This is a genomic window from Shewanella scandinavica, from assembly GCF_031932065.1.
GTDB classification, from domain to species: Bacteria; Pseudomonadota; Gammaproteobacteria; order Enterobacterales; family Shewanellaceae; genus Shewanella; species Shewanella baltica.
Map to the genome: position 1 here is coordinate 157,081 of NZ_JAUOES010000009.1, position 26,636 is coordinate 183,716.

At 39.2% G+C, this 26,636-nt stretch carries 22 protein-coding genes; 6 read left to right on the forward strand and 16 right to left on the reverse strand.

Annotated features, from left to right (window positions below; genetic code table 11):
* Nucleotides 1-434: 434 nt before the first annotated feature.
* Nucleotides 435-821, reverse strand: coding sequence for a helix-turn-helix transcriptional regulator (locus Q4Q50_RS10310; RefSeq protein ID WP_242326116.1), 387 nt, complete (start codon nt 819-821; stop codon nt 435-437).
* Between the two features lie 188 nt (nt 822-1,009).
* Here Q4Q50_RS10310 and Q4Q50_RS10315 point away from each other — a divergent pair, with 188 nt between their 5' ends.
* Nucleotides 1,010-2,470, forward strand: coding sequence for a tyrosine-type recombinase/integrase (locus tag Q4Q50_RS10315; RefSeq protein WP_311899222.1), 1,461 nt, complete (start codon nt 1,010-1,012; stop codon nt 2,468-2,470).
* 117 nt (nt 2,471-2,587) lie between these two features.
* Nucleotides 2,588-2,845 carry a hypothetical protein gene (locus Q4Q50_RS10320; RefSeq protein ID WP_311899223.1) on the forward strand — a complete coding sequence of 86 codons (258 nt, stop codon included), beginning with the start codon at nt 2,588-2,590 and terminating at the stop codon, nt 2,843-2,845.
* Between the two features lie 556 nt (nt 2,846-3,401).
* On the opposite strand, the gene Q4Q50_RS10325 is transcribed toward Q4Q50_RS10320, so the two are convergent.
* Complete coding sequence (locus Q4Q50_RS10325; protein WP_220778073.1) at nt 3,402-4,337, reverse strand: nucleotidyl transferase AbiEii/AbiGii toxin family protein; 936 nt, start codon at nt 4,335-4,337, stop codon at nt 3,402-3,404.
* Complete coding sequence (locus Q4Q50_RS10330) at nt 4,330-5,118, reverse strand: type IV toxin-antitoxin system AbiEi family antitoxin domain-containing protein (RefSeq protein ID WP_311899224.1); 789 nt, start codon at nt 5,116-5,118, stop codon at nt 4,330-4,332. Before Q4Q50_RS10330 ends, Q4Q50_RS10325 begins: the two co-directional genes overlap by 8 nt.
* A gap of 254 nt (nt 5,119-5,372) precedes the next feature.
* Here Q4Q50_RS10330 and Q4Q50_RS10335 point away from each other — a divergent pair, with 254 nt between their 5' ends.
* The 3 genes from Q4Q50_RS10335 (at nt 5,373) to Q4Q50_RS10345 (ending at nt 8,905) form a co-directional block, all read left to right on the forward strand.
* Nucleotides 5,373-5,771, forward strand: coding sequence for a hypothetical protein (locus tag Q4Q50_RS10335; protein ID WP_115334746.1), 399 nt, complete (start codon nt 5,373-5,375; stop codon nt 5,769-5,771).
* Nucleotides 5,772-6,054: 283 nt separating this feature from the next.
* A complete protein-coding gene (locus Q4Q50_RS10340; protein ID WP_311899226.1) occupies nt 6,055-7,734 on the forward strand; it encodes an AAA family ATPase in 1,680 nt (559 codons plus the stop codon).
* The gene (locus Q4Q50_RS10345) at nt 7,721-8,905 is read left to right on the forward strand and encodes a hypothetical protein (protein WP_311899227.1); all 1,185 of its coding nucleotides are present in this window, start codon (nt 7,721-7,723) and stop codon (nt 8,903-8,905) included. The genes Q4Q50_RS10340 and Q4Q50_RS10345 overlap by 14 nt, the downstream gene beginning before the upstream one ends.
* 562 nt (nt 8,906-9,467) lie before the next feature.
* Here the strand turns inward: Q4Q50_RS10345 and Q4Q50_RS10350 are convergent.
* From Q4Q50_RS10350 to Q4Q50_RS10390, 9 genes are all read right to left on the reverse strand, one after another.
* Nucleotides 9,468-10,730, reverse strand: coding sequence for a type II toxin-antitoxin system HipA family toxin (locus tag Q4Q50_RS10350; protein WP_311899228.1), 1,263 nt, complete (start codon nt 10,728-10,730; stop codon nt 9,468-9,470).
* A complete protein-coding gene (locus Q4Q50_RS10355; protein WP_311899229.1) occupies nt 10,717-11,052 on the reverse strand; it encodes a helix-turn-helix transcriptional regulator in 336 nt (111 codons plus the stop codon). The genes Q4Q50_RS10350 and Q4Q50_RS10355 overlap by 14 nt, the downstream gene beginning before the upstream one ends.
* Nucleotides 11,053-12,176: 1,124 nt before the next feature.
* Entirely contained in the window at nt 12,177-12,890 is a 714-nt protein-coding gene (locus tag Q4Q50_RS10360; RefSeq protein ID WP_311899230.1) for a BAR domain-containing protein, read from the reverse strand.
* Nucleotides 12,891-13,038: 148 nt separating this feature from the next.
* Complete coding sequence (locus Q4Q50_RS10365) at nt 13,039-13,395, reverse strand: 4-fold beta flower protein (protein WP_311899231.1); 357 nt, start codon at nt 13,393-13,395, stop codon at nt 13,039-13,041.
* Nucleotides 13,396-13,530: 135 nt separating this feature from the next.
* Entirely contained in the window at nt 13,531-14,223 is a 693-nt protein-coding gene (locus Q4Q50_RS10370; protein WP_311899232.1) for a hypothetical protein, read from the reverse strand.
* Nucleotides 14,224-14,325: 102 nt separating this feature from the next.
* Nucleotides 14,326-14,706 (reverse strand): hypothetical protein, encoded by a 381-nt coding sequence (locus tag Q4Q50_RS10375; protein ID WP_311899233.1) that lies wholly within the window; start codon nt 14,704-14,706, stop codon nt 14,326-14,328.
* Between the two features lie 106 nt (nt 14,707-14,812).
* Nucleotides 14,813-15,484: a DUF1643 domain-containing protein gene (locus Q4Q50_RS10380; protein WP_311899234.1), complete on the reverse strand. Its 672-nt coding sequence runs from the start codon at nt 15,482-15,484 to the stop codon at nt 14,813-14,815.
* A 337-nt stretch (nt 15,485-15,821) separates the two neighbouring features.
* A complete protein-coding gene (locus Q4Q50_RS10385) occupies nt 15,822-16,778 on the reverse strand; it encodes an IS1595-like element ISSod11 family transposase (RefSeq protein WP_311899235.1) in 957 nt (318 codons plus the stop codon).
* Between the two features lie 646 nt (nt 16,779-17,424).
* On the reverse strand, nt 17,425-18,303 hold the full coding sequence (locus Q4Q50_RS10390; RefSeq protein ID WP_311899236.1) for a hypothetical protein: 879 nt from the start codon (nt 18,301-18,303) through the stop codon (nt 17,425-17,427).
* 817 nt (nt 18,304-19,120) lie between these two features.
* Between Q4Q50_RS10390 and Q4Q50_RS10395 the strand changes: the two genes are divergently transcribed.
* On the forward strand, nt 19,121-19,330 hold the full coding sequence (locus tag Q4Q50_RS10395; protein ID WP_107404049.1) for a hypothetical protein: 210 nt from the start codon (nt 19,121-19,123) through the stop codon (nt 19,328-19,330).
* A 639-nt stretch (nt 19,331-19,969) separates the two neighbouring features.
* On the opposite strand, the gene Q4Q50_RS10400 is transcribed toward Q4Q50_RS10395, so the two are convergent.
* The 4 genes from Q4Q50_RS10400 to Q4Q50_RS10415 form a co-directional block, all read right to left on the reverse strand.
* Nucleotides 19,970-21,616: a TIGR04141 family sporadically distributed protein gene (locus Q4Q50_RS10400; protein WP_311899237.1), complete on the reverse strand. Its 1,647-nt coding sequence runs from the start codon at nt 21,614-21,616 to the stop codon at nt 19,970-19,972.
* Between the two features lie 222 nt (nt 21,617-21,838).
* Complete coding sequence (locus Q4Q50_RS10405; protein ID WP_311899238.1) at nt 21,839-22,186, reverse strand: 5' nucleotidase, NT5C type; 348 nt, start codon at nt 22,184-22,186, stop codon at nt 21,839-21,841.
* Between the two features lie 226 nt (nt 22,187-22,412).
* On the reverse strand, nt 22,413-23,954 hold the full coding sequence (locus tag Q4Q50_RS10410) for a tyrosine-type recombinase/integrase (RefSeq protein WP_011846135.1): 1,542 nt from the start codon (nt 23,952-23,954) through the stop codon (nt 22,413-22,415).
* A 454-nt stretch (nt 23,955-24,408) separates the two neighbouring features.
* Nucleotides 24,409-26,529: a methyl-accepting chemotaxis protein gene (locus tag Q4Q50_RS10415; RefSeq protein ID WP_106649789.1), complete on the reverse strand. Its 2,121-nt coding sequence runs from the start codon at nt 26,527-26,529 to the stop codon at nt 24,409-24,411.
* Between the last annotated feature and the right edge of the window lie 107 nt (nt 26,530-26,636).

Consider the following 26,636-nt stretch of genomic DNA (forward strand, 5'->3'; position numbering starts at 1 on the left):
AAAGCACACCCATTCTCACCTTCGAAATACCTGAACCTAGGAACGATCGCACCTATATCGCACAAACTGCATGCAACCCCATGCAAAAGGGTGCAAAACATCAGTCTAGCCAATCTTCAAGGCAATTCAAGCTACAAATTTATTCTGCCTAAAATGGAACACGCATTAGGTCGTGTCAGCATCTTAGAATGATAAAAGTTAGGGAGTTAATAGAGTGCAAAAAAACGAAGCTGAAGATGACCCGAAAAGAGTAAAGCGACGCTCTAACGCGTCGCTTAAGATGAAAGTATCAATCTTGACGAGTCCAGTGTTCAACTCGTCCAATTACAGCATTTTTTAATAATGCTTACTTACCTGATAAAGCGTATGCAACTTATAGAAGTTCAATGGGCCTGAGAGCAAAGAAATAAAGGATTAGGCCCAATATCAACATGCTATAAGCCAATACCCGTCAGCCAACATTTAGGTTTTTTTTCCTTTATCAGCCGCCCCTCCATAGAGTCTTCAACTACCATTTCTACATGTTGACTATTATCTGTCCTCTCATTCCCCCCCGTATTTCCCCACATCACGGTTCCAAGATTTTGCTCTTTGGTCGAGGACTTCGATTCTGACTCAAGTGCATATTGCTTTGCTGAAGAAATAAAATTTTCAATATCCTCGGCCGTGTAGCGTACAAGACTACCAATCTTAATAAAGCTTGGTGCATGCCCCAGCTCAATTGCAGTTGAGCCCTTAGCTCGACTCTTCTGTAATGCGCTAACTGACATAGACAACCTCATCGCGGTTTGTTTTTCGGTGTATAGCCTTACATCTGACATCAAATAACTCCTAGTGGGTAGACCCGCGAAGAATATCTGGTGCGTAAAAAAAACAAAAAAAACGATTATGTTTGGTCTAGAAATCTTGTGCACACTCCTCATTAATTTTTTTATGCATAATCGAAATTTCTGCCTTTTGAAAAAAATTTGCATGCTATTGCCATCTTAAACAACAAAAGGCAAAACAAATGAAACTCTACCAACTTATGTGGGATCTTCTACTTCATACATTCAACCTGATTATTGTGGGAGCGCCAAACGACGATGTCATTCAACAGTTTCACAAAACCTTCAATGTCAGCGGGAGCGGAAATGAGCCGCAGAACAAAGACCTTAAATTGATCCAGGTTGTTCACGAATGGCACTCAAGTAAACGAAAGTTTCTGACCGTTTCAGTAAAAGATATACCTAACTTTTACATTCGGATTTTAGATATCAAAAACTTCCAAAATAACGATACTAACGAGCTAGTCCCCAACAGCCTAGCAGCCATGAGTTTTTATAGCAGAGTGAGAGAAAGCGGCACGGGGAAATTGAAAACAAGGAAAATTTGCGACCTTACGCCAAAACAAGATTTGGATAACGTTATTTCAGCTCATCTACTTAAACTCGCCAAACCTCAATTCCACTTGACCTCCACAAATCTCCTAACGCTTGATGAGTATCTGAAAGAATATGAAGTGGTTTTGATATCAAAAAACCCAAAAACAGCGCGAAATAAAATCAATATCATCCGTTATCACTTCAAACAATTCCTAGCATATCCTATTGATAAAATAGACTTAAAATTACTAATTCTCTGGAAGGAAAGCCATATCAGAAAGCTAACAACAAAACAGAAACAACAAAGTGAATGTCCATATGATTTGGCAGAATCAACACTTAAAGGCGCAATTTCATCACTCAGAGCAGCTTTACGATCCGCTTCCGCATCACCATTTCATAATTATAAAATTCCGGAGGAGATCATTCACACCAGCGAGCTTAAATTTATTCCCAAAAACTTGGTGCATAAATATTACAGCCAAGAAGAGCGAGTAGAAATTTACCAAAAATTATTTGTACGAGACCGGAACAAACTGCTTGGAAAAATAGGTTCCTGCCCGTTCTACGACTACCTGACACCTCTAATTTTAATTTGCATCTACTTAGGGTTAAGGCCGAGCTATGCACTAAAAATCAAAAAAACAGATATTTATTGGGAAAGTAACATGCTGATTATTCGAGGAGATAAGGGAAAAGTTAAGCAGCCACAATACACTCCATTGTGTAATGGCCTCGATGTTATTATTAAAGAATGGTTACAACACCCAATTCACTCCTCAAAAAGTCAATGGCTTTTCCCTAATCCAATTGATCATAAATCACACCTAGTAGACTACAGTAAATTAGTCAAAAACTTCAAAAAAACGCTGAGTTTTGAACACTTTGACTTTACAACTGTTCGTCATACATCTGCGACACATTTTCAATCTGGGGGCCATGATATCTTTAAAACGCAACGGTTCCTTGGCCATGGAAATGTCACGACAACGTTGCGATATTCGCATCATACGGATTTGGATATCAAGCGTTGTTACACTCAATACTCCGAGATGGTAGATAACGAGATCCTTCAGGCCAGAGCACTAGTAGCAGGTACGAAGTAACGTCAAAATCTCGTAACTCAGAATATGACGGTATAAATTTAACGACAGAACAATGAAATTCTCATCGTGCGTTTCTAGTTATTCAGGACATACTTTCCTGCAAAGCGAGAAACCACGATGATGCAATCGACTGCGTTTGAACAACAAGCCCACAATCTGCTGATGGTCTTCGAATTGATGACCTATGTAATTAAAAAAGAGATGCCTGATAGCAACACCTTTTCTTACGAGGACAACGTTGAGCAAGAAATACTCCTGCACATGCTTAAACAACGCTTAGTGCGTGAAAAAATGTCCGTCGTTCAGATTGAACTCGCAATTTCATTTGCTGAGCAATTTATGCAAACAGGGCTAATTTCCATGGTGCAGACCTAAGTAAAAGTTGAAAGGCCAAACCAATAGGAGTAACAAATGGAACACTCAACTTTTATTCATGTAAATCAGCTTAAAACATTTAGTCCTCGGAATGAACACTGCAAAGTCGTGTTGCTTGCAGATATTAAACTGAACGACCAAACATCAATAGAGCTGCTGTTTACACGCTACATTTATCTTCACTTAAATATAGATGGACATGTTCTATTAGCCAATCTATTTTTGAGGAGCATCCTGAGTTTAGCTCTCAGTTTTTAAACGACTTAGAAATGATGCAGCTTTTGCTCATGTATGTTGATGATATAAAAAATTTTTGCCAATTATTTGCCGCAGAGTTTGAGTATGTCTTAGGGTATCACCCGACAGTCTACTTTGAAGCCGCGGAGCAATATTGGGAAAAGCAGATTATTGAAGTGCAATCTAACGCGCCTCAATAATCACCTACTCGCGAACCTCACGGTTCGCTTTTTTTATTTGCTTATTGCCTTAGCTCAATCTAAGTCGCCAACGCCCACAAACAGCGAACTATCAGATAAAATCGGCAATACACTGCACATTACAGTATCCGACCTGCAACCCACGTCTCCAATACATCAGCCAGTTTAATGAGTTGTTCTTGATGCTTGGATTTATTTTTCGCTAGGTTTTGGATATTCAATAACTTCCATCTCACCGCAGGTAGTGCCGCGACGCTCGGTTCATCAAACAATGACCAATCAGGCTGACCCTGTTTAAAGGATAATAAAAAGTCTCTGTCTTTTGCAGTAAAGTGATGCTGCAACGCTGTCAGCATTTCTGAGCGAGTTAAAATAAGCTCATCGAGTTTAATCGGCTTTGTCGTCATTCCATTGAATTCAGTTTGAAAGCTTTCATCAAGCGGTTTCCAGCGTGGAGACATCACTTCATTAATGGGCCTTGGATGGCTAAGTGTATAAGTGAGAAAGCCGACTAAAATCTCTCGACTGATCCCCTCTTCCGCCAGCAGCATTTTCACATCGAAAAGATCCCTTGGGTGCTGCCTATCCATCGCTGCACATAACTTACCACCGTATAGATCAGGCAGGCTTACGACGGGGATCTCTGCATACCCAAATTCTTCTTCAACTAACTCAACGACTGGCATTAATACCGCTTTGTGTAGCGTACCTCTCGCAACAGGAGAGACTTCAATTTTTATTGTGACTCTATCACTTGTCACGACAACCCTGAGCTCATCATATTTATTGTCTTGAAATACTGCACTAAGGTTCGGTTGTAGATTGATCTGCGCAGTCAAACGACCAAGCGCTTCCTTCACACTTTGTAGCGCTTGTTCCCTTGGCTCCAAAGGAAGATAAGCCAAATCGATATCGACCGATAAGCGTGGGAAGTTGCGCACAAATAGGTTGATAGCCGTACCGCCCTTTAGGGCAAATACCTTCTCTTGGGCGACGAGCGGCAGCATCCGAATAAGCAAGGTCACTTGCTGGTAGTATATCGATGACTTATTCATACTGATTTTCTTCTGCCTTAATAAACGATGCAGGCACTGTTATTTGATACCGTCCATCGTAACGGCCATGAGCCACCACCTGACGCTTTCCCGCACCAAGCGTGATTTGCTGCTCATCTAGCCTTTTGCTCCACTGGTGTTGATAGTAGTGGCCTAAAAAGAGAAATACGCGATTAGCTTGTACGGCTTCACTTCGATTCAGTATTGACTGTATTTTACGTGGGCTGAGATTCACTAACCCTTGAAACAGCTCCGCGGCATGCTCAAAACTAATATGTTTGCCAATGGCATTGACGACCTCATAGGCTGCAAGCTCCGCACAACTTGCCTTAACTTCCCTATTGTTCACCCCTATAGTAATAAAGTCTTTTTCCAACGTTTGGGTCAGCTTGCTACTGGTATAGAAAAGCCAATTTTGCTCCTCCAATTCGCGGAACCACTTTGGCAACGCCTGCTTACTTTGACAGCCAACCCAAACTTGCTCGCTGCTTAGTTGAAGATAATGACTAAGCCCTTGATGCGTTAGGCTACTGACTCCCGCAAGGTGAACAGGAAGCTTTAGCTGCTCATTCACAGCCTTGAGCGCTTCAACCCAATGAGGCTGTAACTTGCCTGTTGACTCAGGACGAACGTAAACCCCCGCACTTATCTTGTACAACCAACCACTCTGCACATATTTTCTCACCAAAGATGAGCTGATCTCATTTTGTGTCAACCACGACTGAAGCACTACCGCACCAGGACTCGTATGATTAATAAGCCAGTTTATTTTTGATGACATAGTTGCACCATAAGTACCAAAATATAGAGTAAATTAAACCAACTATAGAAGCAGAGTTTATAAATTGCAATTACTTAGTACCCTAGGTACATGTTTGTTGAAAAATACAAACTAGCAGATTGAGGGGAAGATTAGTTACCAGCAAAAGGCTAAGAAGGGATTCTTACTTAAAACGTTAAACTTAACCCCTGAACCGACAGAATTTCCGGTGCCCAATTCTAGTTATTGATAAGGACAATAACGAGGAGTTAATAATGAGTCAGTCACCGTTTATTCGCGTATATCAACGAAAATCAAAAAGCCCTTGGGATGATCATAGTACCGTCTTGTTACTCGCTGACATTGACGAAAATGATAACGATCCTAGAGCCTTACAATTCACTCGATATATCTATCTTCATCGCGACATCAAAGGACAACACTTAGGCATTAGCATCAGTAAATCGCTTCTTGAGGAACATGCTGAGTTTGATACTCAGTATTTAATGGGCTTGGAAATGATGATGCTATTGTTGATGTATAAAGATGATATTTCTGCCTTTTGCGAGTTGTTCACCGCGGAGTTTCAACAGATATTCGGGTTGCCCCCGATTCTCTATTTTGACGCTGCCGAACAATTCTGGGCTGAGCAGATTATTGAAGCCGAAGCTTAAGCTAACATTCAGCAGTAATGTTAAGCGTTAGCCACTTACTTGCGAACCCGAAGGGGTTCGCTTTTCATACCTAATCAAACTTGTCTACGAATTAAGTCCATATTCATATTTAATTAGGCTCTAACAACATGTGACAACACAAACATTTTTGGACAGAAACGAGTCAACAGCATTACTAAATTAGTAAGGTGTGAGCTAGTAGCAATATGGCACCTCTTCACTATTTCTCTATATTTTGCTATCATTAAACATTGACAAAAAACAGCATTCTGATGATAACCGAATGAAATTAGCTTACCTCTATATTGAAAATCATAGAGCACTAGAGAACATTGATATTCCAATTAATGGTTCCCATAAGTGTAAGTATTTAAATGAAGAATTAACTTTAAATTTCTGTCCTAATGAGCTTGATTATTATCGAGGGTTAGAATGTAGTGCCATAATCGGTAAAAATGGTGTTGGTAAAAGCACTATACTTGATTTTATAGAAGTGGCATATGGAGGTACAGATTCTAGTGGCATTATTGTATGGTTCGATAGTTCTAATAAAAAATACCATATCTGTGCTATAAATCTATACCTGAATGAAAAATCAGTATTAAGTAATGAATACTATGTTTTTGAAAAAGATATATCCAAACTCACTAAGCGTCATAAAATAAAACTTATTAAAGCAAACAATTTAACAGGCGTAGAGACTAATGATTTTTCAATCAAGCGAAAATCGAATTCTTTTATTTATGACATGTCTCTGTCGCAATATGTAAAAGGGAGTAAAAAAATAATTGCTCAACGGACAAATCGATTAATTAGATACTTTAATAAAAGTGCATCTTTCAACAAGCTTGATCAACCTAAAGTTAAATTTACATTTCAATTCAGCAACTCCTCAACAGCTTACCTGAAATCTTTATTACAAAATGATGATTTTGTTTCAAAAAATATAGAATCAAAAAACGATTTAGAACTATTGCATCAACAACTAACTGGTTTTTTTACTAATGTAGATTTAAACGAATATAAAAATTTTGGTTCTCAGCTTTTAAAAGCTAATCTTTTATCAATTTGTAACTATTTGTCAAAGCTAACAATTATTAGCAAAAGTCATAGGGATGAGTTTTTCATTAAACTTCTTATCGGTATGTTAAGAGGAAGCTTCAACAATGCTTATGTAATAAAAATACTGTCAGAAGCGAGAGAATATTCAAGCATTACTAATACCGAGAGCATTTTGAATTTTGATGCTAGTATAATCTTTATAAAATACCAAAAAATATTCGGTAATTTTGGAAGGATATCACACGTAATAGATATATTAAGGAGTGAATACGAGTTGTTCGATGGTAATGAATTATCAACTTTTAATGCTGATTTGATAATTGAACTTACAAGCTACATTTCTGACCTCCCATCTTTATTGTTAAGTAACTTTAAATATGGTTGGGACGGATTTAGCACTGGTGAATTTGCCAAGCTAAACATATTCTCTGAATTATATAATTATATTCACGCCAAAAACAATGAAAATATTGATAGTCACATAATAGTTATGGACGAAGTGGACTTATATTTACATCCAGACTGGCAGAGAACATTTTTTTCTGAATTACTCGAATTTACAAAAATTGAGTTCCCAAGCAATACTGTTCAAATCATCTTAAGTACACACTCACCTATAATAATTAGTGATTTTTTGCCAGAAGATATAGTTTCACTTGATAGGCAGAATGGTAAAACTAAAGTGGTAGAGTCTTTTGGGTTTGCTTCTCATATAACTGATCTTTATGTAGAAGGTATGCACCTTAAGTCAACGTTCGGAGAACATTCTAAGAAAGCGATTAATCAATTACTAATTCGCTCCAGCAAGAAAGAACTTACAAAGCAAGATTTTGGTTTGATTAAAAAAATTAAAAGTGAAAACATACAGAAGATGATACTAGGCTCCTATGATAAAAATTAATTTTTCACATAGCGAAGATTTTCTTAACCGCTATGAAAATAGTGTAATAACAGAAATATTGCTTCCTTCATTTAATGCTATGGTCTTAACAGTACCAATAGTTGTTCAAGAGCGGATATCAGAAATATTCACTGACGAATTTATCCGAGATTTAATCTTGTGCAGCGCTGATGAACTATATGAAAAAATAATCACCATTTACGATCATTTACACGAGTTATCAGAAAGATATTGTCTTGAATATTACCTCAAAGATATTAATTTAGACTCATCTGTCATATCAATGCCGATTAGAAGAATTATTGACCAGAGACGAATAAGAGATGTACATGAAAGAGTTATTGCTGAACTTCAATTATTATCAAATGAACGTCAATCTATACACCTTCCTTTATTAATTAATAATATGCGAGGTACAACTGTAGCATCTGAAATTAAAATTCAGCTAACTTTATTAAACTCAATGAAGTCAGGATATTATAAATTGACTGATGATATAAAATCACTATACCCTAACTGGGTAAATGAATTTGCTAATTTATTTAATTACAATTCAATGTCACGAGTTTTTGGACGAGAGATCACTAATGGCATAAATTTGGATGTATGCCCATATTGTAACAATGAGGATATAGAAACTATTAATGAGAAAGGCGCAGAAGCAAGACCAGATCTAGATCACTTCTTCCCAAAATCAAAATTCCCGTTCCTTGCATTAACACTTTCAAACCTCATACCTGCTGGGACTCGATGCAATCAAAAATATAAAAAGTCCAAATCAATGTTTGGCTATATCCATCCATATATAGATGGTATAAACCAGTACACACTTTTTAACTTTAACTATTCTTTTGATGAAGGTCGAAACATTGATGCAATAAGTATAACAATAAACAATACAAACAGTGAGCTGGATAATAACTTATCCCTATTTAGAGTTGAAGCCACTCATAATAAAAACAATGTTAAGAATTGGTTTTTAAAACTAGAAGAGCGCTACCAACTATTATCTAACACTGACCAACTCAATGAAACGCTAAATAACAATAATTCACTTCTAACTATATTAGATGTAGATATTCAACAATCACCAACAAAAGAACAATATCAAAAATTAAAAATTGATGCTCTTAATTTTTTATCAGGACGGAATTACGAAATGGCAGATTGAATAATCAAGATAGCGAGCAAATCGGAAGGCCGTTATTAAACGACTGACGTTTTATATTATTCTTTAATTATATCTTTAATATGAAACTTCGTTTCGTTTTATGCATCAACTAAGAGCAATTAAATAAGACAACTTCTATCACAGCGTTGTCGTTGTAGAAAAATATAGCCCTGATTGTCAAATAGTGTTTTGTAGTTCCTAACTTAAAAACCTAAAAATTGAAGGAGTTAAGTAAAAAAATGACATACTAATGGACTAGCATTCGCTTATCTTTTCAACTAATCAGAAAAAGGACTGATGTTGTATTGAATAGAATGCAGGTTCTAACAATAAAATAGGACATAACTTTTTAGATTATCAAACCCTCTCACATTAGCTTTCTATAGCTAAAGCTTTTTCGGCCGATTTACTTTTTGAACTGCGAAACTCATTTTGGGGCATTAGCTTGTTAGGATAGATCGCCTAGAATCTTATCGAAGTGAAGTGAATAGAAGTTCATACAACTTCAGCTCGCACGGACATTATTCATTTAGATACTTATATTTCCATGTATGCTGAGAAGTTAGCGATCATATTGCGGCTTTAGGTGTTCCATTTCATTGAATATGTAGTCATTCAATATCACACATTTGAAAAGTAACTTTCGCGTTACTTCAGGGACATCTACTTCGTTACACACGGATTCAAACTCTTGGATAATCGTATTAATCTGCGATCTGATAATTTCTTCTGCTTTTTCGGCCTTAATATTGAAGCTTGGTGCTGCTCTCAGACAAAGTGATAACAGAGACAAATTTGAATTGTCGAAGAGCTTCATTCCATGATTTGCCTCCCCACCGCTACGGTTTTGTGGACAAATATCATAAGCAGGTGATAGAGATATTTTATCCCCTTCGACAAAGAAAGCGTAATTGCGAGCATGGTCATCCGTATTGCCGATCAGCACATTAAATACCATTCGTGCAAATAGCTCTTGGCTATCAGAGGCAAATGCGATGCAATACTGCTTCATAACGTTTACTAGGTCTACATAAGAAGCCTCGCTAGCCCATGCTTCATCTAAGCCTAAAACTGTCAGTCCGGACACCATAGAGCGACGACACCAAATACCACCAATCAACTCTCTATCGAATCGTTTAACAAGAAGAACATCCTTGCCTAATGCTTTTTTTAATACAACTTCGGCCACATTGAGTCCAGCTAACTTAGCTAACTTCATGGCTACGTATTCTGAATAGACAACCTCGTAAGTATCATTTTGGGATGAAAACTTAGCAATATACTTAACTTCGCCAGCAGTGATCATCGCTTTCGGACGAGCGCCTCCCAGCGATGTACAATGCATAAGTGCTTTATCCAAATCCAACGGGATTTTCTTACCTTGAGCGACGATTTCAGACACCAGGTATAACTCTTCAAGCGTGGCTGCATCAGTAGAACGACCAACATACTCAGTGGCCGATTCTTGAAAGTCGAGAGAACCGAACCGGTCTGAAGCGGAATGCATCAAATACGTCATTTCGTTAAACTCAGCATCGTAGCTTTTGCTCATCAGCCGAGAAATAATGGCCCTACGTCCCCAAGCATCAGGAGCAGCATCACGCAAGCATGAGAATATAGACATACCTTGAACTGGCTGCATAGTACCAGCAGAAAGCGGTAATTCATGTGAGTAAATTGGCTCTGCATCTGGACGCTTCAAGTAAGACTGACCATAGGTAAAATGTTGGCCAGATTCATCAATAGTGAGTCTACCGGCTACCACAGGTTCTGAATGTCCTCTAAGCCATTTCCAAACGAAGCATTGGTTACTAGAAGTCGTCATCCAAAATTACCTTTTTCCTTCTCACTCGATTAGGCAGCAGTTCTTCTATTTTCGCATTTGTTTTATGTTTAATAGCAAACCGATTTTCATCGGTTTCAAATAAGGAAACACCTAACACCCAAGCAGTTTCGAAGTAAAGTCCGATACTTACAGACGGATCACCCTTAAGAATCTTTATCATAGTGGGCTTAGATGCCCCAACTCGTGAACACAGCTCTTCTACTGTGATTTTCTTTTCCTTACGCTGGATTGAAAGCAGAGTGGCGAAATGAGCTAGTGCAGCACTAGCAACAGTGCCAACTTGAATTTTATTCCTTCCCATAGAAAATTACTCTTCACCATAAACAAATTAGAGTAAACAGTAATTTACCAAAACCTAAATGTCAAAGTAATAGGTCAGAACTAGATTGGTAAAAACTAATTTACCGTAACAAATTTAAAGTAAACTATATTTTACTAAGTGAACAGTCGTTGAGATTGCAGTAAATGAACAACAGAGATCCAATCTGAACTCTTTATTGAGTGATTGGTTTAACACGCTTCGGGGCAAAACGTTTTAAGGCAAAAATCTACTTTTGGACAAAAACGCGTTAGATAATTCACTCTTAATAGCCAGATTCGGATTAGCTATTCTATTAGTAATGCTTCGTTTGGCTACAAACTAATCAATGCTCGATATAACCAGTCGGAATAGGCATAACAGGGACATGAATCAGTTCTCTAGAGATTTGATTCATCTTAAGAGAAAAAACCGCCTCAGAATAGCCGCAAACAGGGCGTGAGTGCGGTTTTTAGGGGGTAGCGTGAATCAGTCTGGTGTAGAGTGATTCACTGCCACGATTTTCGGCTAAACGACCATGAGGAAATTTATGGTTGACGCTCTGCTGTCTGATTTTATGATGCTAACGTTTAAAATCCTCGACTAACCATAGTTTTAAATCGGCGAGTTTCATCGGTTTAGCAACCTTGCTCTAGCACCATCAAGACGGCTTCATCTTTAAATGCCTGCGGATAACTCTTATGTGATTTTTTCAGACTCATATAGACCTCTTAATTTATTGACCATACTGTCTCAAAATTAAGTGTCCGATGGGATTAGACCAGAACATACTGACACCCTAGCACTTACCCGACTTGTGGTTAACAGGAAGAACGTCCTCTCACGATTCTGTTCCCATTCGGCATAAAGCCAAATATCGTTACATTGTCAGACTCGCTGATTTATTCAGAGTCTTAGGGTCATCTGGTGATACAGACGGTTCACTCTTATCGCGGTGAACAGCGCTTCATACGACCTCAGGTCGCACGGACATTTCCGAGTTAAAGACTTAATTTTAACTCGTCAGTTTCGGATTAAGATTTCTATGGGTAACGCGGCAATAAACGGCGCGAGTTTACGAGCATCCGGCGACCGAAGGGAGCGTATTTGATGGCCTTGTTAAACATTTACTGCAACAACTTCTTAGCAAGATCAGTGAGGATTTCCCTACCTTCCTTAGACTTCAATATTCCTTTCATTACTGTCAGCAGTTTTGTGCCGGCAGTTTTGTACCAAACCCCTTTTGGGTACACCTTTAGATCAGCTTTACTTTTCTCAATTGTTTTTTCGATTTTCTTCGTTTCTTCAGGCGTAAAGCCGAGCTTCTCTTCTAACTCTGAAACCCTTTTATGAAGTTCATCTAGTTTAGACTTGATAGCATCTTCTTCATGGTTTTCAAAGTAAGATTCTGGATCATCAATATTTTCATCAATGCTTTTTTGAAAGTTCTCAGTTAATTCATCAATAGTTGAGCGCAATGTAGCCCTTGAATTAATCAAATCATCTCTGATACTGCGAACCCAGTCAGATATTCTGCCGATAGCAGAATCAATATCTTCATGTGTCCTTGTTTCATGGTTTTTGTATGTTCCTGGCTTTTCGATAGTTCTAATGACTCTTTTTGCGTTACCCTGCCCCATGACTGCAAGGGCGGAGCCAATAGAACCACCTGAATATGTTTCATCTAGAACGAAGGTGTATTTGGGCAATGCTTTGAAAGTAATTTGTGCAAGCACAGTTGAATCATCTGGAAACTGAGAGTCAAAGTCCTCAACACAAAAATCTCCGTACTCTAGATAATCGATTATTTTATTAATGACTGAATTTCTAAGCGTTGACATGAAGCACTGAGTTCCTTTTGATGTTTAACGCTGCGTGCAGCGGCAGTTTTTAAGTTGTGGTTTTGTGGAATATTTTTGCGCAGCAAAACCACAAATCTGCGACTTACAAACTGTCCAGCACACGAAGTGTGCGAGCTACTATGCCTTGTTAAGCACTGAAGTACGTTGCCAATTCTTGCTGTGACCAACCGCCACGCCCGGGCTTACCGGGTACGCCAGCAAGGCCGGGACGCCCCGGCCTACCTGCAAAACCTGGTGTGCCCGGTGTACCGCCTATTCCCGGCCTGCTTGGTAAATAACCCGTTGAATTACGGAGAAAGCCCAACGCTTGGTTTCGGTTATCATATAGAACTCCGCCCTCAAACCAGCCGATGTGCTGCCCACGCAGTGAATAAACATTTTCTCCGTTTATCCAAGCCATAACTTGCCCACGATTATTTCGAAAACAATCATTATCAAAAATTATTGTTGCTTGACCGTTTCTACTAAACATCCAATCTGACACGTTACTCTCCTTGATGCTTAACGCCCGCTTAAGGGACAGCCAACGCTACTACCAACTTTCCGCATAACACCGTAATCACAGAAACCAACGCATAATAAAAATGCAACGCGTTGGCAGTCCCTCTTGAAGCGTTTGTTATGCGCCAATTGGTTTCACCGTTTTATCGTCGTATTCTTTGTCTTTCATTTCTGAAAGTTCTTTTTGTAACTCATTAATTCGCTTTTGGTCTTTCAGCTTTTGAATTCGTGGGTTCCACAAGAAAAAAAGTCCCATAATATGCTTGCACTCTTCCTTGTAAAACTTCATCACAAGCAATGGTATGAGCTTCTCAACCAATCGACAGTAAGATGAGCCAAGTGAATGATAAGCCAATTCTTCATCAGCAATTCTGCTAGTAAAATACATTGCAAAAAGTTCAAGTTTATTAAATAGCTCATGAAAATGTTCGAGCTCTGCCACGAGTTTTTTTAGTTGCTCTTTATCTTTACTCGGCTCAAATTTGATCTTTTTACCGTCAATAGTAACTTTGCACTGACTGAGAAACTTAATTTCTTTCTCTTTTAGTAATCTAGAAAACTTCTCAATTTCAGGTGATACTTCCTTATGAAAGTATTCACATCGTTCTGCGGCTAGACGGTATGATTCTCGCTCGCTAGACGTCTGCGTTGCTTTCTTACCTACTTTAATTTGTTCTAACGCCTTGTATGCACAAAACGCTACTACTGGGGCACTTAAAAAGTACACAAACTCAAGATACGGTGACACCGCATCAATCCACTGAATTGCCATTGGCTTTACAGCCTCAACTTTACCTTCGACTGAACTCAAATTTACCTCCTATTCTCTGGCGCATAACGCTTTAAACAGCGGAAAACACGCGCGCTTTGGCCGTCTTTTGGCCTGCAGGTGGTTTTCCGATGATTTAACTTGTTAACTGCTTTTACAAACATCATAGATCCCCTTTGTATCAACTGACTTTTGCACTTGAGACCAGTTTTGACCGTCATAATAATTAACGACTACGCCATACTTATATACATGAATCGTAATATCGTCTGATTTATAAAAATAACCAGGAGCAGCAGTTGCTACATAGTTTTGCCAATTTGAGTTATTCAGTTGTAACCATTTATTAAGCTGAGCATATTCAACTGAATCCTTGTTGATTTTTCCGTTGCATGTAACCCAAGGATCAGGATGGTAAACGGTAAAATCTATATCTTTTGAGCGGTCAAACCACAAAAGCAATGCGCCAACTATGACCACTCCTCCAAAAAGAACATATGCAATTACTTTCAGAAACTTGACCATGCTAATCCATGCAGTTAACGCCCGCTTAAGCGGACGGAAATAGTTGGCTATACTGTGTAGCGGAGCGAAACGTAGCCAACTGTTGACGTTCCGTTTAAAGCGCTTGTTATGTGTTTAATTCTACATTCATAGATTCAAGCCAGTTGAGCTTTTGATCTTTTTTATATGGGCTAGGATATCTAAACCAAGGGCTTTCAAGTGGCAATCCTCTTACATTTTGTATTTCTTTAAGAAAGGTTTTAGCGGACTCTCTGAGCACTTCAGTTGAGCCCCAAGCTACAATTACTGCATTACTTTCAGAGCAATATTGTTTCAATTCCTCACTTCTATCTTTATGTGTCAAACTATGAGGATTAGATCCATCCAGTTTTTCGGCTTTTTTAAATTCAATTGAGAAATCGCCGCTATTTCCATTCCTTAAATCAGATAAGTTCAGAATTCGCACATGCTTCCAAGCATTAAGTAACATAAGGCGCATGATCTGATATTGAGCGTTATCTGGTCGGGTTGGAATTATTTCCTTATCCCAAGAACTAGACATGATTTGCTTGACAGAATATTTTTGCGGAACGTAGTCAGATCTTAATGGTCTTGATGAGCCAGGGTTCATCATGACAACGACAGCACAGGGCTTTGAGTTAGATATGTCATCAACTGTTTTGGATACAATTTCTAAAACACTTCTACAGTTGAAAATTTCATCCTTGATTTTCAGGTCGTAAAAATGACCATAAACTGAGAATTTAGTTTTTAACTCATCTGCATAGATAAATTCCATTTACACTCCAATTTTACGGAAACACATTTTATTAGTGCGCATGCGCGTTTTCCTCATTAGACCAGTGAAAACGCGCACAGTTAACTTCCTGTATGCAAACAATTTATCAGCTTTTTATCAAATACACTATCCGGAAAAACGCGCATGCGTGTTTTCCAAACCTATTAACTAATTTTGGAAAATTATATACAGATGATTTTAAAGGGTTTTGTTAATTTTAGGCTGGATAAACGCGCAAACTAATGAGTGTAAAACACTCAAAAGCATCTAAATTTAAATACTACTGTATACCCATAAGGGCTATCCACTTAGCACGACCAACCACTATATATTGTGGTTATCGATTTTTAATTGATTGGTACGTTATCGGCTTAGAACGCACAGCTTGCTCAAGCAATCTGTAGAATAATAATCCCCGTGAATCTGACTTTCTTCTGTTGAAGCGAAATGTAAACTCATCTAAATAATAATCAAGTTGCTTAGCCTTTACCGCACCTTGATACGTACCTAAAAGCCATCTTTTACATAATGATGAGACTCGATGTACCCCAGCCATTGTTTCATGTGCAGGTACAGATGAACCTAAATGCACTATCCGATTATGCTCATATCCTTTTTTGTCTATTTGTTTGTATGCTTGAGAACCATCACTACAAATTGTGCTACCAGGTTCTATTACATCTTGAATGAATTGATGGATATGTTCTTTAGTTGCACTTTCTACTTGCCTTAAACGTATCCGCCCAAATCCAGAGGGTGATAGCAGCTCAACAGCAACCAAAACTACAGTTTTACGCTTACCCTGTTGATTTTTAATAGATGATTTTGGAATGACACCACCGATTAATGTTTCGTCAACCTCTACGATGCCGGACAGTTTATCTCTTTCAGGATCAACCATGGCATATCTTAACTTGTGCATTAAAGACCAAGCAGTTTGATAACTCCCAAGACCTAATAGCCTTTGGATCCCAAGAGCGCTGACCCCATTCTTTTGATTTGTAATAAACCAGACAGCTGCAAACCAACTTTTCATGGGGGTTCTTGTTTTGTCAAAAAGTGTACTTGATGTTACTGAACACTGAGAACGGCAAGCATGACATTTTAACTTGCCATTACTTAACTGATAAGGTGATTGATGGCTCGAACAGCTTGGGCAAATGAATCCGTTTGGCCAACGAAGTGCATAAAGGTAGCTGGTGCAAGATTGTTCATCATGAAACCAATCAACAAATTCGTCCCAATTTGTAGGGTAATCGACGCCAGCTTTTAATAGATACGATGAAGTTTTCATTACTACATATTGACACTGGTGGCGCTAAATGGATAGCCCTTATACCCATACATTGTTAGTCGCTTTACGGTAGGGCCAAACATTAGGTAAATGGATGAAATTTTGTAGGGTAACTCATTCGTCAGTTTTCGATTCACTAAACAAGTGCTAAGAAGCTTTGGGGCATAACGTTTTAAAGCATCATCCACTTTTGTACATTTTTCGGGTTATGAATTTAAGTCGATAGCGGCATATTAGATAAAAAATATGCTATTAAAGTAGCTAATTTAACTCAATCACTTCAAACCGGAGACAAAATTAGTTTTCCAATTTAATCACCGCCTAGTGGCACATAAAGCTTTTAAGTAACCGAACCTTGTAGCTGTAAATGATTTGTTATGTCTCTTTATTTTTAATCCCATCGTTTGAAATATTTCTTCAACTTGATTGAATTATCCTAAGATGCGCTTACTTATCAATGTGGGGAACAGGGACGACCTCGCAATGAAGCCTTAACAGGCTGAAATAATAAAAATTATTATTTCAGATGGCAGTACCAAAGTGTGCAGCCGACTTCATCTACTGGTAATGCATTGTATAATCTTTGTATACCCTTCAAAAGGCACTTAGGTGCCTTTTGTCGTTTTTGGAAATTAGAGATTGTTTGTTAGCGATAAAACCGTTCGGTGAGTTCATCACACAGCAGAGTACGATAGATAATTCGTTGCTTAAGTGATGCCGCATCTTGCGCGGTTAATAAAGGCTGACGAGTCTTTTTATCAGGCCTTGTGGTTAGCTCATCATAGAGCTGCTCATGAAGTCGTTTAATGTCGCTAAAAATGTGCAAGGATTGAGAAAACAGCATGACCTTATCGTAATAGCCTTGCCCTATCCCATCATGCCATTTCAGTAAAATGGTTTGCCGCGCGGCTTTTGTCTTAAAGGAATGCTCCATTTCGACGGCACAAATGGTTCCATCCACCTCCCTCACTATTCCATCCACATTTCGCACGCTGCTGTGAGTAAAACGCCGTTTAAACTCGGGCTCAGTCATCATGGCACACCATAGCGGGTTAGGCTCTCCGTTGGGCTTGTGATGATGGATGCCTTTCAACAACACAAACTGCATGATTAAGTCGTGCATTAAAGTGTTCTGGTTCACTTGCAGCGCCGGATGCTCTTTCGCACGATAATAGACTGCAACATTCAGTAACTCTTCGGCGTATTTTGCGCCACTGTAAGTGAGTGTATAAACACGGCCATCGTGGGAACGATGGGTAGTAACAAGGCAGAGCAGTTGCTCTTGGACAAGCTTATTTAAATGCTCCAGAGATTGCCGATGGCTGATGCCATAGAGCCAAGCAATGTTACTCGGTGAAATCAGACCGAATCGAGCCACCAATTTCATGGTGAACTCGCGGCGGATTTTCCCCGTTTTATTGTTATTTACGCCAGGTCGATATTGCATATCGAAATTCAAAAACGGGTCGTATCGAAGTGGAAGATTCGCGACCGATTTATCCTTTGCGCTACTGTGTGATGCCATTAAAAATACCTTTGATTAAATGGGTACAATTAACTAGCCATCGAGGGGACAAATTTAACGCATTGATGATATTTTTGAGTGAATAGTTGCAGATTTTCATCACGATAAACTTCTTTCATCCTGTCGGAATGAAAATAGCGATGAACATCGCTACCAAGCCAGCCTTTGGCTGATGAGTCACTTGCTGCGCAAACGACTCAGATGCCCTGAAGCGCCCGCCAGCTCTGATGACTCGTCATCGACGCTGGCTTACGAACTCCGTTCTAGCACTCCACGACATCAGACGCGCATGCACCGAGCTACGCTCTGTACTAACCGCATTTTCGCCGCTCACGTCGAGGGGGCGATGTGCCATCTTATTCCCCCTCGCGTCTCGCTCACTTTTCTCACGAAAAGTCTGGGGTTTAGCGGTGTATTTGTACCAAATTCACCCCTAAATTTTGCTGAGGCAAAACTAAAATGCGGTTAGTACAGACCAGCTGTACATGCGCGTGCTCCTTTGAGCCATTACTGCGTAATCGCCCAAATCCGCGCTTGAAAGCTTGTTATCACAAGCACTCTTGTCGCAGAAAATCATACCGATTTTTGCTCGTCAAAAGCACATTCTGTTAACGCCAACCTGCAAGCTCAGCATTAAAATGTCGCCACTAATGTGAGTGTGAAGTCCGAGACAAGATAAAAAAATGAAAGAAAAACAACAAAACTCACTCAACATTTTTATTGTCCACCATTGCGAAAAATATGCTTGAAAAAGTGCTTTTTTTCATTAATGTCAATTTAGGAGCTTTACTCTTAATCACATTAAAGGAATAACAGCATGACTGACAATAATCACAACGGCCCGATCGTAAACATTGATGGCACACCTATGATAGGTAACACAGGAGTCGATGTGCATGGCAACCCATTTGGCATTACTGAATCCGACACATCGGCGTGTAATAGCAGCATAAGCGATGATGCTTGGTCATTACCTAACGACACATTTAGCTGCGATTTCGACAGTGGATTTGGGGATAGTTTCTAATTATGCGCCGTCATCTAAACGACAAAACACTTGCCAAATGGATACCTTTAGTCCTTTTGAGCATTATCACTATCATCTGCTTTTGCTGGTTTATTTATACTGAGGATATGAATTGCCTTTTACCTCCGTTAATACTGCATATTAAGTACGCCTTCGGTGTTTTAGCCTATGATAGACGTTATGAAAATACACCTGAGCCCGAGGATCCATGGGTGCGTTTTAAATACATGATGTTCCGGTTTTACTAAACCTCAACGTAACTAACCAGACAAATTAGTGAATTACGCCTATAGGGCGGTTAAGGAAAAATGATGGAATTTTTACTACCAATTGCGCTAATGATTATTGGCAGCATAGTGCTTGTGAAAAGATGTAAGCCAAAGAAATAGATAAGAAAAATCTCTGAAATCCGTGACCATAGTAAGGAATCTGCCTAAATGTTTAAGCAGTTTCCTTATTTAAATCGCATCTAAGTAAAGTCTATTTTTTGTAATAGTTTGCAATAGGCTTTACATCGCAACAACGAAATCACTTAAGGACAAGTGAGATAAGCCGTTTGCAAAAATCCGAAACAGTTAGAGTAGAAACGTAACCAAATCAATTGCAGCTAAGACCAAGATTGAACTCTACTATTTTTACTCAATCAGTTTCTGTTAGTGATTTTGTACATATTGCAGTCTTTGATTTACACTGACACTTAGACTCTGTTGATGAATTTAGTAGCGTTATTTTATCAACTGGTATCTTAGCTAACTCTACAGGAAAGCCTTTATTTTGAATTTCTCTCGCATGGTGACGGAGGTTAACCTTTGAAAAAAAAGGAATATGTAAAACTCCCGAATGAGGGGATATGATTGCTAAAACAATTGTGTGGACTCTTTTTTCCGATGGCGAAAAATCAAAGCTGATATATGTATTTTCCAAATGCTCTTGAACTTGAGGAATAATTTCAGGGCAATTCAGCATCATATCTAATCCGTTGGTAGCTTGCGCGAATAAGTGACTAAGTACACTACTACCCCCATAATGCTTTACATGGATTATGCGATTACATTGAGTAAGTAAGTCACAGAATTCATAATTTTGTTTCACATTTTTGTGTCTTACCCAATGCTGGTCAAGCACTGCTATCTGTTCTCCATCAGCTATGCGTCTCAAATAACAACATTCACGCTGATCTTTGTAAGGTTTATCTTCAAGGCCTTGCCAGCGGGGCAACAAATCAAAATATGATTCAACTTCCTTTGCAAAAGACTGTTTCACATGATACCAATGCCCATCATTCAGTACATATTTCCAACCATTAAAGTCTAATTCTCCATTTAGAGACTCAAAAAAACCAATTGATTCAAGATGCTGATCGCTGCCATTATATAAATAAATTTCCTTTGCTTTGAGTGTATTGATGGAAATCGAAGCCTTATTCTTAAATGGTGCCTCGACCAAAAAAGCATCCAATTGTAATTCTGGGTGTTTACAAGGAGCTTCACTTCTTATCGACTTTGTCGAATAAACAAAACCAGAAAAGTCATGATAGTCAATGATCTTTGGAGGCGCCAACCAAAAACCATCTATGCTTTCTGCCTTAAATTTTTCGACCAATATGGATTCAAGTTGCTTTACTATTTCTGGATCAGATTCCAAACCGATAAACTCAGCCCAAGGATACTGCTCTTTATAGTTATCGCTAAAATAAGCTGTCACTAACCTTTCGGCAATATCTCTAAACTTATCAGCTTCGATTTCAGTGTATAGTGACACTGAGTCATTGCCAGATACCATTTCAAGTTCTTCATCGCCTTTACTAACTATCGCTGTGATTGACTTTAATATTTCATGATCGAACGCAAAGTCAAAATCTTGAATACCAGAGTTCAGAGCCACTTGAGATCGTGTATTTCTAGCAACCCTATCCAAAGTTGATTTATCGATTGATTTGAGCTGTTCTGGATCTCCCAAATTCATTGACACCCTTAAGCCAAAACCTCGCTCAATAGATAACTTCTCAATAAGACTCCTTCCGTGACCGAACGTAAAAATCACATAACGATTTTCGACCTTAACAAAAAACGCTCCTTTGACAGATTTTTGTTTAAAGTGCTGATCTCCAATATCATAATCAGAAAATAGTGAAGACCAATCCGCTTGACTTGTATGGTTTGATAAGCAAAGAACTAAGTCATCTTCTTCATTTTTATGGTGTGAAGTAAATTGTTTTTTACCATTCTGAACATCTTTAAGAGTCAAGCCTTCCTTGCTTAAAAAAGCGACTACATTCCGTTTCATTCACTTTCCTCTATCACTGAACTATAGGCTCAAAATTAATCACCACCACATCTAAGACATACATCTTGATTTAACTTAGTAGTACCATAGTTAATATCGTAGTGCACTACTAAGACGTAAAGGGATAATAGCATTTAAATGAAGAAGTCAGTTCTTATAATATATTGCCATCAAAACCGATTGAATTCTGATTACCCATGTGAAGCTCAGACGCTATCATCATCAAAGCAAGTTATTAAATAACTCAATCTCAACAGCACTCCAGTCAGGAAAGCGAATCGAACCAAACTGCCACAAATCCCCCTTAAAAAACTTTTGGCCCTTTCCTTCAACGTGGTCGTCGATAAGAATATCTCCCTTCAGTAATCCTTTGTTCGGAATTATGATAAGACGACTGACATATTCCATGCCTAAGTGTTGCTCTACCCAAATACGCTTCTCCATATAACACAATGGATTTTGCAGACTTGGCGCTGTGGCTATATAAGGTTCAATTTCTGGATGTTCAAGCATCTTTTTCATCACAGCAATGCCACCTATTTTAGGGGCTAAGCAGCTGAAAAATCCCAATTCAGCTTGAGGGTATGCCTGCTCAGGTTTCTGGAGTTTTTTAAAGGTACAGCTTCTGTATAATTTACAAGCACATCGTCCATATCTACATATACGATTTTTGGCATAGCCTTACCATCCATAACAAAACCAACCTAAGTAACTGTATTAAAATATGATTATTATAATAAGACATCTGCATTCTCACAATATAGAAGAGTACGTTCTATAGAAGCAGTGTCTTAACTTACTTAAGAAAGTCAGGTAATGCACCCACTTGTCTTGATTTATCAAGTGTATTCACAGCTTCAAACCTTGAGCTATCCATCAAATGTGCATAACGTTTAGTTGTCTCAATCTGTTGATGGTTTAGCAGCTGACTAACCATATAGATGTTACCAGTCTGCATCATCACTTTAGATGCAAAATCATGCCGTAAATCGTACAGCCTAAAATTTTCAATTTTTGCCTCTTTAATAATCATGTCCCATGATTTTTTTATTGTGGTGAGCTGAAGCTCAGGATTAGCTGGCGATGGAAATAACCAAGCATCCATTCTGGTCTTAAAATAACTAGCAGATTCGTTATGAATGCCATGTTTACGCCATTCTTTTAGTGTCTCCAACGCCAGAGAATTTAAAGGAATTACATTAGATATTCCGCGTTTATCAATCGATTTTCGAATACGGAAAAATTTTGAGTCCAAGTCAACATCAGACCATTTTGAATTGAACAACGTACCAGGCCTAATTCCCGTCTCTTTGAACAAAATAATAAAAGGTGAAACATGATCCACAAAATGACAACTTTCGAGATGCGCTGGCGTTTCTAGCCTGCGTAATATCCTATGCTCAATCGTCCTAGCTCTTTGCTCATGTTTTAATGAGTTGCGCTGGTTAATTGCAGCATACAGCCTTAATTCCTCATGGTCAGATAGATAACGAATGACCTGATTATCGACTCTTATTCTAGGTAAGCTATACAGATCATGATCTTTAATAAGACCTTTTTCCTTTGCTAACTGGATACAGGCTCGAAAAGTGCAAATACCTTCTTTCATCGTTGAAGGACTCAACGTCCAAAGACTATCACCCGCAGCTAACTGCCTTTTCGTCAACTTTCGCTCTTTAGATTTCATCCACTGCCGTACCAAATCAGCATTAATATTACCGATAGGGCTATCTAGTAAATGCCCAAAATGACGTGAAATGATATCCACCTTCACCATTACCGTTTTTGGATTTTCATATCGTTTTGTCTCTACATATTCTCCATATAAAAAATCCCTAAGGGAAACACTACTCTCTCCACTTGCGGATGTTCCACGTTGTTTGTCGACGATTTTTATCCCTAGATTATTTCCTGCTTTAACGTGTTGTGCAGCCTTCAGAAGAACTTGAAAATTAGAATTGGTCAAATTGCCAAGCTTTATTGTTTTCAGCGCTGCAGAAAGCGTATCACGCTGCCTTAGATAAACACTCGCGAGAGATTCTCCTATCGCTGTAAGCTTTTCATTTTTCAATGTAAATTCAGACTTGTAAAGCCGAATTGAAAGACCTGCTATCTCATGACTATTTATAGCCAAGTATTTAGAATTCCCCGCCCACCAACTTTCTATGCTCTCGTGGAAAGCAGCTAGTTCTGCAAACGTAAATTGACTATTTAAATACACCTCAAACTCTTGGACAACTTTTAATCTCTTCCTAGTAGAAGAGACTCTGTAACCTAAGTAGGCCAAAAAACTTGATATAGATTGATTGGTAAACGCAATTTTTAATGTCTTATTCATGTGCTATCTCACTTCAATTTGATGAAATTTGATCGCACACCTATCGCACATGATACATGCAAAACAGTGCAAAACCATGCAAAACCCTAAGTTGCTAAAAATACAAAAAACATTTATTATCAACAACTTAACATGGTTTCACGGGTCGGGTAAATCATTCAGGATCGACTCATAATCGTTAGGTCCACGGTTCAAGTCCGTGAGGGGCCACCACCCGATTCAACGAAAAAGCCCATTGAAAAATGGGCTTTTTTGTATCTAAAAAATTTATCCTGCTAATCACAGTATAATCACCATGCATATACAGCTGGCTCGCTGACTATTTTATGGCTTCTGCCTATGTATTGTTAGTTAACATCACCATAAAGATAGGCCCTTTGATCAGTGTTTAACCAGCAGCACAATCAAAGAGCCTAATTAAAATCAATGCATTAATTTAGTAAATCTCTACGTACTAGGTTTTTAACTTACCTAACTGCTCATGCTGCTGCTTCACTAAGTTTGCGAGAACCACACTGCTTTGCTGTGCTTCGCCCGCAAGACGTGCAAGTTCGGAAGCCGAATCAGAAATGCCGGTGATATTACGATTAACCTCTTCAGTCACTGCGCTCTGCTCTTCTGCGGCGGCGGCAATATGAGTCACTTGACCTGAGATTTCCCCAATCTGACTCACCATTGAGTTCAATGAGTTTAACGCTTGCTCTGTTTGAGAGACGGCCATTTGTGCCCGCTCAGCGCCTTTATCTATGATGCCAGAAGCGCTTTGGACCTCTTTTTGCAGTGCATCGATAAGGGTACTAATATCGTTCGTCGAGCTTTGAGTCTTAGATGCCAGTGCACGGACTTCATCAGCCACCACAGCAAAGCCCCGTCCCTGCTCGCCCGCCCTTGCCGCTTCAATTGCCGCATTGAGCGCTAACAGGTTAGTTTGCGCAGCAATGGAGCTAATCACCTCAAGAATACGGCTGATGTTCATGCTGCTGTCGGCGACTTTACTCACCGCTAGCTTAGCCTCCATTGACTCCTGAGACATAGTCGCGACGAAATCCATTGCCTTTGTCAGGCTCTCTTCACTGTGACGAATATTGCGCGACATGGCTTCAGTTTCTGCAGCCGTTTGCTCTGATGCCTTAGCAACCTCAAGTGCGGTGGCACTCATTTGGTTCACAGCCGTTACCACACTCTCAATTTCGCCGTACTGGCGGTTCACACTGTCACGGGTGAGCTGGGCAATTTTGGCAGAGGCTTGGCTTTCTTCCTGAGAGCGACTTGCAAGCGTTTTAAGTTCGGCAATCAAATCCTTAAGTTTATAAATAAAGGAGTTGAAACCTTTCGCTAACGCAATCAATTCAGCGTGCGAATCAACCTCAATCGATTGTGTTAAATCGCCATCGGCACTCGCAAGATGTTCCACTCGGCCTTGGATCAGCTTCAAAGGTGAGATAATGCTACGGATCACTAAGCTAATGGTAATTACAGCAGCAATCGATACCACAATCCCCACTATCAGCAGCAAACTGCCTAAAGAGGTCGCCATCTCATCCATATCATTATTAAGCTCAATTGAGCTTTTATAGGCCTGTGCTGTCGGCACTTGGATAACCAAGGACCACTCGGCATTCGCTAGCGGGATCTTAATGGGGTAAGCAACAATAATTTCATCATCGTTAACCATATAGCCGGAATTCTTGTGCAAGGAGATAATTTGCGAGGCGAGAGTTGAATTTATCGACTCAGCTAAGGGGCGCGCCTTTTTACTGTAATGACTGGCTGCAACCACTAAACCGCGGGTGCTCAGCAAAGTGACCTTCGCTTGTCCATCGTAGAGGCTTTTGGATAACTTATCGATAAGGGTTTGAAACACAGGCAAGTTTACATCTACACCGACTACACCGATAAATTGCTTATGTTTAAGCACGGGCACAGTCAGCGAGGTCATTAACGCTTTGTTGCCTGGAGTGATCTCGTATAAGTACGGCTCCATTAAACAGGGCTTTAAGGTTTCTTTACCACATAAATACCATTCAGCATCACGGATCCCAAACTCATTTAAGCTAGTGAGGTACTTTTCTGCCGAATCTTCAACTTGGTTATGCTCCACTGTGCCATCGTCATTACGAGTGTAATAGACCTCTAGCGCACCCGATGTCGCCACACTGTGGCTAACATTCACATTCAAAAACTCACTGTCGAGCCCATCATAACCATTAGGTTCGAACTGGGCATACATAGAAGAAACTTGCGCATTCTTCTTTAGCACTGCCGCCACTGCGAGTTCTAAGCGGTCGCGTTTTAAAGGTAATTCATCGGCTGTGCTTTCCAGCATACCCGCAAAAGAAAATGGAATACGATAAGCTTCGTTGATGAATCCAGCGACCATTTCGCCATATTCACCGGCGCGAGCTTCGAGTTTATCCCGCGTTTCAGTTTGTAGGGTATTTTGAACTTGATCAGATAATTGCGCGTTTTGAGCCGACAGTGTCCACCATAAACTGATAGATAAAATAGCCACTATCGATAAAAATAATGCTGATGTAATCCACAACAACTTAGTACTGATGGACAAATGCTTCATCGAGTAAACTCCCAAGAAAACGACAATGGCGTAATTATTTTGATCTCATTCATTTTTATACTTTCTAGCCAGCATTAAAAATAGCACTTAGCATAAGAATTACCAGC

Excerpts from the sequence above, each read along its gene's own strand:
- Q4Q50_RS10320 (WP_311899223.1), top strand. The coding sequence starts at position 2,588 with ATGATGCAATCGACTGCGTTTGAACAACAAGCCCACAATCTGCTGATG.
- Q4Q50_RS10355 (WP_311899229.1), bottom strand. The coding sequence starts at position 11,052 with ATGGGAAGGAATAAAATTCAAGTTGGCACTGTTGCTAGTGCTGCACTA.
- Q4Q50_RS10385 (WP_311899235.1), bottom strand. The coding sequence starts at position 16,778 with ATGAAAACTTCATCGTATCTATTAAAAGCTGGCGTCGATTACCCTACA.
- Q4Q50_RS10400 (WP_311899237.1), bottom strand. The coding sequence starts at position 21,616 with ATGAAACGGAATGTAGTCGCTTTTTTAAGCAAGGAAGGCTTGACTCTT.
- Q4Q50_RS10345 (WP_311899227.1), top strand. The coding sequence starts at position 7,721 with ATGATAAAAATTAATTTTTCACATAGCGAAGATTTTCTTAACCGCTAT.
- Q4Q50_RS10380 (WP_311899234.1), bottom strand. The coding sequence starts at position 15,484 with ATGGAATTTATCTATGCAGATGAGTTAAAAACTAAATTCTCAGTTTAT.
- Q4Q50_RS10350 (WP_311899228.1), bottom strand. The coding sequence starts at position 10,730 with ATGACGACTTCTAGTAACCAATGCTTCGTTTGGAAATGGCTTAGAGGA.
- Q4Q50_RS10310 (WP_242326116.1), bottom strand. The coding sequence starts at position 821 with ATGTCAGATGTAAGGCTATACACCGAAAAACAAACCGCGATGAGGTTG.
- Q4Q50_RS10335 (WP_115334746.1), top strand. The coding sequence starts at position 5,373 with ATGAGTCAGTCACCGTTTATTCGCGTATATCAACGAAAATCAAAAAGC.
- Q4Q50_RS10415 (WP_106649789.1), bottom strand. The coding sequence starts at position 26,529 with ATGAAGCATTTGTCCATCAGTACTAAGTTGTTGTGGATTACATCAGCA.
- Q4Q50_RS10375 (WP_311899233.1), bottom strand. The coding sequence starts at position 14,706 with ATGGTCAAGTTTCTGAAAGTAATTGCATATGTTCTTTTTGGAGGAGTG.
- Q4Q50_RS10390 (WP_311899236.1), bottom strand. The coding sequence starts at position 18,303 with ATGGCATCACACAGTAGCGCAAAGGATAAATCGGTCGCGAATCTTCCA.
- Q4Q50_RS10330 (WP_311899224.1), bottom strand. The coding sequence starts at position 5,118 with ATGTCATCAAAAATAAACTGGCTTATTAATCATACGAGTCCTGGTGCG.
- Q4Q50_RS10315 (WP_311899222.1), top strand. The coding sequence starts at position 1,010 with ATGAAACTCTACCAACTTATGTGGGATCTTCTACTTCATACATTCAAC.
- Q4Q50_RS10325 (WP_220778073.1), bottom strand. The coding sequence starts at position 4,337 with ATGAATAAGTCATCGATATACTACCAGCAAGTGACCTTGCTTATTCGG.
- Q4Q50_RS10395 (WP_107404049.1), top strand. The coding sequence starts at position 19,121 with ATGACTGACAATAATCACAACGGCCCGATCGTAAACATTGATGGCACA.
- Q4Q50_RS10410 (WP_011846135.1), bottom strand. The coding sequence starts at position 23,954 with ATGAATAAGACATTAAAAATTGCGTTTACCAATCAATCTATATCAAGT.
- Q4Q50_RS10340 (WP_311899226.1), top strand. The coding sequence starts at position 6,055 with ATGAAATTAGCTTACCTCTATATTGAAAATCATAGAGCACTAGAGAAC.
- Q4Q50_RS10360 (WP_311899230.1), bottom strand. The coding sequence starts at position 12,890 with ATGTCAACGCTTAGAAATTCAGTCATTAATAAAATAATCGATTATCTA.